This is a genomic window from Streptomyces aureus (genome assembly GCF_001418135.1).
Taxonomy (GTDB): Bacteria; Actinomycetota; Actinomycetes; order Streptomycetales; family Streptomycetaceae; genus Streptomyces; species Streptomyces aureus_A.
In genome coordinates this window covers 1-7462 of sequence record NZ_LIPQ01000490.1, presented here as the reverse complement: position 1 = coordinate 7462, position 7462 = coordinate 1, and the positions used below count along the sequence as shown (strand labels likewise).

General features: G+C 72.2%; 6 protein-coding genes and 1 pseudogene. 6 read left to right on the top strand and 1 reads right to left on the bottom strand.

What is annotated here, in order from left to right; all coding sequences use genetic code 11:
• From AOK00_RS31970 to AOK00_RS39795, 3 genes are all read left to right on the top strand, one after another.
• Positions 1-1114: PP2C family protein-serine/threonine phosphatase (locus AOK00_RS31970; protein WP_159041893.1), on the top strand; the 1114-nt coding region annotated here is incomplete at its 5' end.
• 78 nt (positions 1115-1192) lie between these two features.
• Positions 1193-1873, top strand: coding sequence for a transcriptional regulator (locus tag AOK00_RS31965; RefSeq protein ID WP_216822282.1), 681 nt, complete (start codon positions 1193-1195; stop codon positions 1871-1873).
• Positions 1874-2200: 327 nt separating this feature from the next.
• Positions 2201-2377, top strand: coding sequence for a hypothetical protein (locus AOK00_RS39795; RefSeq protein ID WP_216822281.1), 177 nt, complete (start codon positions 2201-2203; stop codon positions 2375-2377).
• Between the two features lie 220 nt (positions 2378-2597).
• Here AOK00_RS39795 and AOK00_RS31960 read toward each other — a convergent pair whose 3' ends face one another.
• Positions 2598-2930 carry an ArsR/SmtB family transcription factor gene (locus AOK00_RS31960; RefSeq protein ID WP_055603671.1) on the bottom strand — a complete coding sequence of 111 codons (333 nt, stop codon included), beginning with the start codon at positions 2928-2930 and terminating at the stop codon, positions 2598-2600.
• A gap of 49 nt (positions 2931-2979) precedes the next feature.
• Here AOK00_RS31960 and AOK00_RS31955 point away from each other — a divergent pair, with 49 nt between their 5' ends.
• The 3 genes and pseudogenes from AOK00_RS31955 to AOK00_RS31945 form a co-directional block, all read left to right on the top strand.
• Entirely contained in the window at positions 2980-4251 is a 1272-nt protein-coding gene (locus tag AOK00_RS31955) for an MFS transporter (protein WP_254047583.1), read from the top strand.
• Between the two features lie 290 nt (positions 4252-4541).
• Positions 4542-5197 (top strand): annotated as a pseudogene (locus tag AOK00_RS31950) (site-specific integrase); the annotation flags it as partial.
• 209 nt (positions 5198-5406) lie between these two features.
• On the top strand, positions 5407-7462 hold a 2056-nt coding region (locus AOK00_RS31945; protein ID WP_159041892.1), incomplete at its 3' end, for a type 2 lanthipeptide synthetase LanM family protein.

Sequence of the window (7462 nt, the reverse complement as noted above, 5' to 3'; positions counted from 1 at the left end):
CCTCGTCCACGCTCATGAGGACGAGGGCCGGCTGCGGGTCATCGGCCACCGCGGCTACAGCGACGAGTTCATCGTGCGCTTCGACGGCAAACCGCTCACGGCGCCGGTCGCCGACGCCCAGGTGCTCTCCACCGGCGTCCCCGTCTTCTTCCCCACGTACGAGGACCTCCGTCGCGCCCACCCCCAAACCCCGCGCTACGAGGGCCGCAACGCCTGGGCGTTCCTGCCCCTGATCGCCTCCGGCCGTCCCGTCGGCTCGCTGGTCCTCTCGTACGCGCGGCAGCGTCCCTTCCCCTCGGCGGAGCGCGCGCTGCTCACCTCGCTGGCCGGGCTCATCGCCCAGGCACTGGACCGGGCCCGGCTGTACGACGCCAACCGCTCCCTCGCGCGGAGCCTCCAGAACGTTCTGCTGCCGCACAACCTGACCCCGCTCCCGGGTCTCGACGTCGCCGCCCGCTATCTGCCGGCGGGTCACGGCATGGACATCGGCGGGGACTTCTACGACCTCGTCCGCGCCACTCCCACCTCCGTCGTCGCCGTCATCGGTGATGTCCAGGGACACAACACGACCGCCGCCGCGCTCATGGGGCAGGTGAGGACCGCCGTCCACGCGCACGCGACGGCGGGCGCGTCGCCCGGCGACATCCTGGCGCGTACGAACCGCCTGCTCGACGACCTCGACGCCGACCGCTTCACGAGCTGTCTGATCGCCGAGTTCGACCTCGCCCGGCACCGGCTGCGGCTGGCCAGCGCGGGCCATCCGCCGCCCCTCCTGCGCCGGGCGGACGGCAGCGCCGAGGTGCTGGAGGTGCCGCCGGGGCTCCTCCTGGGGATCGCGACGGACGTCACGTACGACACCATGGAGCTGCCCTGGGAGCCCGGCTCCGTCCTCGCCCTGTACACGGACGGACTCGTCGAGGCACCGGGCCTCGACATCGGTACCGCCATGGCGGACCTGGCCGAGAGGCTCGGGGTGTCGGGCGCCCCCGATCTGGACCGGCTCGCGGACGAACTGACCCTGCACGTCAGGGACGCCGCGCACAGGACCGACGACGTGGCCCTCCTGCTGGTGCAGAGACCGCCACAGCCCCCGACGGCGCCGTCCTCGCGGTAGCTCCCGGCCACGGGTCCCCAGGCTTCGTACCGTACGGGGCAGGGCCCCGCCCCGACCCGGAGACCTATGCTCTGAAGCGTGGTGAACCCCAGCGATCTCCAGGACTCCTCGGCCGGCCCCGTCGTCTCCGCCCCGGAGCTGCTCGCCCTGCACGCCGTACGGCTCAAGGGCGTGGCCGGCGACGACGAGGCGGCGGCACGCTACGGGCTCGACCCCGACGTCGTACGGGAAGCGCTTCTCGACCACGAGGCCAGGGGCTGGGTGACCCGGCGGGCCTTCGCCGGGACGCGGGGGTGGACCCTGACCGACTCCGGCCGGGCCGAAGGGGAGCGGCAGCTCGCCGGGGAGCTGGCGGAGGCGGGGCTCGGACCCTTCGTACGGGAGCGGTACGAGACGTTCCTCGCCCACAACGCCCGTTGTCTCCGGGCGTGCACCGACTGGCAGCTGCGGCCGGACGGTGTGGGGCGGCTCGCCGTCAACGACCACGGGGACGCGGCGTGGGACGGGCGGGTGCTCGACGAGCTCACCGAACTGGGCGGGGTCATCGACGTGCTGTCGGAGGAGCTTGGGGCGCGGATCGGCCGCCTCGACGGGTACGGCCCCCGCTTCACGGGGGCGCTCGCACGGGTCCGGCGCGGCGAACTGTCGTGGGTCGACCGGGTCAAGGAGGACTCGTGCCACACGGTGTGGATGGAACTCCACGAGGACCTGCTCGCCACCCTCGGCATCGCCCGGGGCGAGGAGCCCGCGGCCCCTTAAGTCCGCTGCCGAGTGCCCGCTGACCTGCTCCAGTGCCATCCGGGCCTTGCCCTGCGGTCACGTCGTCTCGCCCCGAGCGCCACTTACGCACCGTCACCTCGGACAGCCCGCCTCGCGGGGACGTCTTCTGTGTGACGTCGCAGATGACCGTGTTCAAAGCTGTGGCGAGTTCAAGGGCCGTCCAGCCGTTCCTCGCCATCCAACGACCTCCCGATACAGGCCGACATCGAGCAGGCCACCGTCCAGCTCACCGGCTACGCGAACCCCCTCGTTCGCGAATTGCTGACGAAGGCTGCGGCCTTGCCGCGAGACGGACAGGCCTCCGTTGTGGCGGTCAGGACCCTGGCGCAGATCGCCGCCGGGGAGGCCGTCAGGCGCCTGAGCGTCCCTCCGGTTCCCGGTCGACAGCCGCTGAGGGTGGCACACTCCCGGGCCCGGCTCGTCGACGCCCTCCACGCCGCGCTCGACCGTACCCTCGCCGCGATGCCCGTATCCGGCCACTGAAACGGCCCTGTTCTCGTGTAGCTACGGCGAACGGACATGTAGCGCAGGGTGACGCGCGGGGCTGGAGTGGGCGCGAGGGTCGACGGCTTGTCGGGGGCGACGGCTTATGACGAGCAACAGGGCCGATCCGGCTGCCTGATGGCACCACCCTCCCTTTCCCCTCGCAGGTTGAGTGGAAGAGTTCGCCCAGGCCGCCGCGAGCGCGACGTCGGGGCGGGTGTCAGCCTTCTACGGCTGAGTGCGTGCGGCGAGCTCCGTTCAGTACGGAGTCGAGCAGGCCGGGGAACAACGCGTCCAGGTCGTCACGGCGAAGCCGCACCAGCCGGGATCGGCCCTTGACGGTTGTCCAGGTGACTCCCGCCTCGCGCAGCACCCGGTAGTGGTGGGACAGCGTCGTCTGGTGAACGTCCAGGTCGCCGCCGATGGCGTTGCAGCTCTCCTCACCGGTCGCGGCGAGCCGTTGGACGATTTCCAGTCGCACCGGATCGGCCAGCGCACGCAGCACCTCCACCATCCGGATCGCCTCGGTCGCCGGCTGGGACACCTCGCGCATCGCTTCCCTCCGTCCGTGCCAGGACCGAAGCTTATCCACTCATTGATTCATGGACAAGCATCCATGTATTGCTTACAGTGCCGATCACCTACCTACGCGGCACTCCGGAAAGGCGGAACGATCCTTGTTGAAACGACTCCTTCCACTGGCCCTGGCGACGTTCGCCGTCGGCACCGACGGCTACGTCATCGCGGGTTTACTCCCCTCCATCGCTGCCGACCTCGCAGTGTCCACCCCGGCGGCCGGTCAGCTAGTGACGGTTTTCGCCTTGACACTGGCGTTGTCGGCGCCGGTGATGGGAGCGCTCACCAGCGGCTTGGATCGGCGATCAGCATTGGTGATCGCATTGGGCGTGTTCGTGATCGGCAACGCTGTCACCGCCTTAGGCACCAGTTACGAGGTGGTGATGGCCGCCCGGATCGTTACCGCCGTGGGAGCGGGCATCATCACCTCCGCTGCCTCCAGCACCGCGGCGGCCATCGCTCCGCCGGAACGCCGTGGCAGGGCCCTGGCCTTCGTGTTGGGCGGCCTGACCTTGGCGACCGCGCTGGGACTGCCGCTCGGCACGCTGATCGGCCGCACCGACTGGCACATCACCCTGTGGGCCGTCGCCGGAATCGGCCTGCTGGCGATCATCGGCATCATCGTCGGCCTCCCCAGCGTGACGCTCCCCGCCGCCTCGCTGCCCGACCGCCTGCGTCCGCTCAAGCAAGGCCGCGTACTGGCACTGCTGGCGGTCACCTCCCTCGCTTTCCTCGGTACCTACACCCTCTACACCTACATCGCCCCGGCCCTGCGGGACGCCACCGGTGGCAACGAGTCGCTACTGACCCTGATCCTGCTGGCCTGGGGCATCGGCACCCTGGCCGGGAACATCACCGCCGGACGCCTGGTCGACCGTCACGACTCCGCCCGCGTCCTCACCGGCTCCCTCGCCCTCGCGGCTCTCGCCCTGGCACTGACCCCGCTGGCGACACGCGCTCTCGCGCCCACCCTGGTCTGGGCGGCGGTCTGGGGCGTGAGTGTCGGCGTCATCGTCGTCCCGCAGCAGCACCGGCTCATCGCCCTCAGCCCCGCCGCCGCGCCGGTCCTGCTTGGTCTCAATTCCTCCGCGCTCTACATCGGCGTCGCCCTCGGCGGCGGTTTCGGCGGGCTGGCACAGGAGTGGCTCGGGCTTGCCCCGGCCGAACTTGGGCTGGTGGCTGCCGGCGTCACCGTCCTCACCCTCCTGTGGCACCTGGGGACCACGCGTCGCCCCGTCGCGCCCGCCCCCGTGACGCCGGCGCCGACCTCGGCCGGCCCGGAGAAGTCCAAGGCGTGACTGGTCCCTCCTCATGGTGTCCCCGGGGTCGGTACCCGCTCCGGGGGCACGCGACGGGGTCGTTGTCGGCGATGACGCCCTGGCTGCCGAACCCAACCCACTGGGAGAACCGGTTGAACGACTCGACCTTGTTCGTCGCGGCCGTCACCCGCGGCGCGAAGAACAGATGCAGCTCATGCGCGGTGATCAGCCGCTTGAACCGCGGATACGCGGTCCGTTCGACCGAGGTCACAACCCACCCCGGCCCAGACCACGGTCAACATCACCACCCACGACACTGAGCTGAATGGGTGACGGCCGAAGATCGCCGAACCCCAAGATCAGCTACTGGCGGCTTCTGGGCTCACCTCGGCGATACCCCGAACTACGGCATCGCCGTAGGGAAGACCGCCGAGCGCCTGGGCGAGGGCCGGCCGTTCGCCTCGGTGGAGGACGACGAGATGGGCGAGGCGCTGGAGCTGTTGTGGGGCAGCTCAGCGGTGAACACCTGGAACGCCCGCCGCGGCGCGGCGCGGTGCTGTCCTGGACCGGCTGGTGCGCGGAGCGCGGGTACGACGGGCCAGCGGTCCCGGCCTGGGTGAAGCGGCTGCCGCCGCCAGACTCGGACACTCTGATGCGCTCGAAGTTGGCTAGCGAACGGCTGATCGCGCGCCGGGACGTTCACCTGCGGGAGAAGACGCTGTGGCGGATGCTCTACGAGACGTGCGCCCGCTCGGAGGAGGTCTTGGAGGTCAACATCGAGGACCTGGACTTGGCCGGCCGCCGCTGCCCGGTGAAGGCGAAGGGCGCCCAGGCGAAGGTCCGCCGCCGCGGCGGCGCCCGCGAGGACTACGTGTTGGAGGCGGTGTACTGGGACGCTGGTACCGCCCGGTTGCTGCCCCGGCTGCTCAAGGGCCGCACCCGCGGGCCCGTGTTCGTTGCCCACCGCCGTCCCGGCCCCGGGAAGTTCTGAAACGATCAGTCGGGCCCCGTCGTCGAACTCCCGTCTGCCCCGCGACGCCAGGGCCTGGCGGTGCCTGAGCGCGCCCGTCTTCGCGCGGAGACCGGGCCCGGTGGAAAACATGGGGGGATGTTCCCCATGCCCCGCGGGCCCGTCCCGTACCAGGATCGGACATGGCCCGGAGCGGTGGGCCGGGCTGGTCCGAGGAGGGGGCGATGGCGGTGAGAGCCGGGCATGAGCGGGCGGCGGCGTCGCTGTCGGCGATCGAGCGGTGGTGGGACAGCGGCCTGGTCCGCGACGACGGGGACGCGGAACGGCCGGACTGGGCCGTGCTGGCCGAGGAGGCCGTGGCCGCCGCCCCCGATGCGGCCGTATCCGCCGCGCCAGCCGGGGAGTTGCCCGGGCTCAGCGGATTCGAGTGGGTCCTGCGGCCGTTCACCGGCTGCGCCGGGGCGCGGTTGGAGCGGCGTCTGTCCGGCCGGGCGGGCGCGCTCGTGGACATGACCGCCGTACGGGACGACCTGGAGCGACAGCTCAGCGGCAGGCTGGCCCGGGCCGCCGCGCGGACGCTGGTCCTCGAACTGCACGAGGCGCGCGGCGCCGGCCGGCTCGAAGGGGACGACTCGCGGGCCCGGTTCCGCGACTTCCTGGCGCGTACCGCGTCCCGGCGCGGACTCTCCGACCTGCTGGCCGGGCGTCCCGTCCTCGCACGGATCCTCGGGCGGGCGGCGCTCGACGCGGCGGACGCGGTGGCGGAAGCGCTGGAACGGTTCGCGGACGACCACGCCCTCCTGGTGACCTCCGGCCTGCTCGTCGAGTCCGGTGGCGACCCGGTGCCGCTCGTGGGCATCGAGCCCGGCGCCGGCGACGGACACCGTGGCGGGCGCGGCGTGACGCTGCTGAGCTTCGCCGACGGCACGCGGCTGGTGTACAAGCCACGCCCCCTCGCCGTACACCGCCACTTCAACGACCTCGTCGCCTGGTTCAACGGGCTCCCCGGCACCGTGGACCTGCGCACCCTGCGGCTGCTCGACCGGGGCGCGTACGGGTGGGTGGAGTTCGTGGCCGCCCGCCCCTGCGCCTCCGCGGCGGAGGTCGAGACGTTCTACCGCCGCCAGGGCGCGCTGCTCGCGCTGCTGCACCTGCTCGACGGGACCGACCTGCACCACGAGAACCTGATCGCCGTGGGAGCCCACCCGGTCCTCGTCGACGTCGAGACCCTGTTCCACCCGCCGCTGCCGGGCTCCGGCACGGCCGACCCCGCCGCCCGCGCGCTCCACGACTCGGTGTACCGGGTCGGGTTGCTGCCGCAGCTCCTGGTCGGCGACCACAGCGCTCTGGACGTGTCCGCGGTCGGAGGCGGCCGTGAGGGCGTGTCGCCCGTCGCGCGCGCGGACTTCGCCGACGCCGGCACCGACCGGATGCGACTGGTCCGCCGGGCCGGGACGTTCGGCGAATCCGCCAACCGGCCCAGGGTGGCGGACGGCGGACCCGTCGACCCGGGTGCCCACATCGACGCGCTCTGCGCCGGTTTCCGGGCCGGGTACACGGCCATGGGCGCCGCGGTCGGCGAACTGCGCGCAGCTTCCGGCCTGTTGAAATCGTTCGAGGAGGACGAGGTACGGGTGGTGGTGCGCCCCACCTGGGTGTACTCGCTGCTGCTCGACGAGTCGACGCACCCTGACCTGTTGAAGGACGCGCACGCACGGCAGCGGGTTCTGGAGACCCTGCGGACCGAGCGGTTCGGACCGGCCCTGGCGTCCGGTGTCGTCGACGAGGAGATCGCCCAACTCTGGGCGGGCGATGTGCCGTTGTTCACCGCAAGGCCCGGTCGGGACGAGCTCTGGGGTGCGCCGGGACGGCCCCCGGTGGACCGGATGGAGCTGCCGGGCAGCGCCCGCGTCAGCGCCAAGCTCGACGCCCTGGACACCGTCGACCGGCAGGACCAGGAATGGATCGTACGGGCCGCGATGGCGACGACCTCCCGCGTCCCCGCGCACCGGCCGGTCGCGGGACGGCGCACCCGGACCGCGGGCCGCGCCCCCGAGCCGGAGCGGCTGCTCTCGGCGGCCCGGTCCGTCGGAGACCAGCTGGTCTCCCTCGCGTACCGCGAAGGGCCGCGCAGCAACTGGATCGGCCTGGAGCTTCTCGACGACCGCTACTGGCGGATCGGCCCGATGGCGGCCGACCTGGCCGACGGCTACACCGGACCGGCTTTGTTCCTGGCCCAGTTGGCGGCCCTCACCGGCGCCGGACACTACGCCGAGGCCG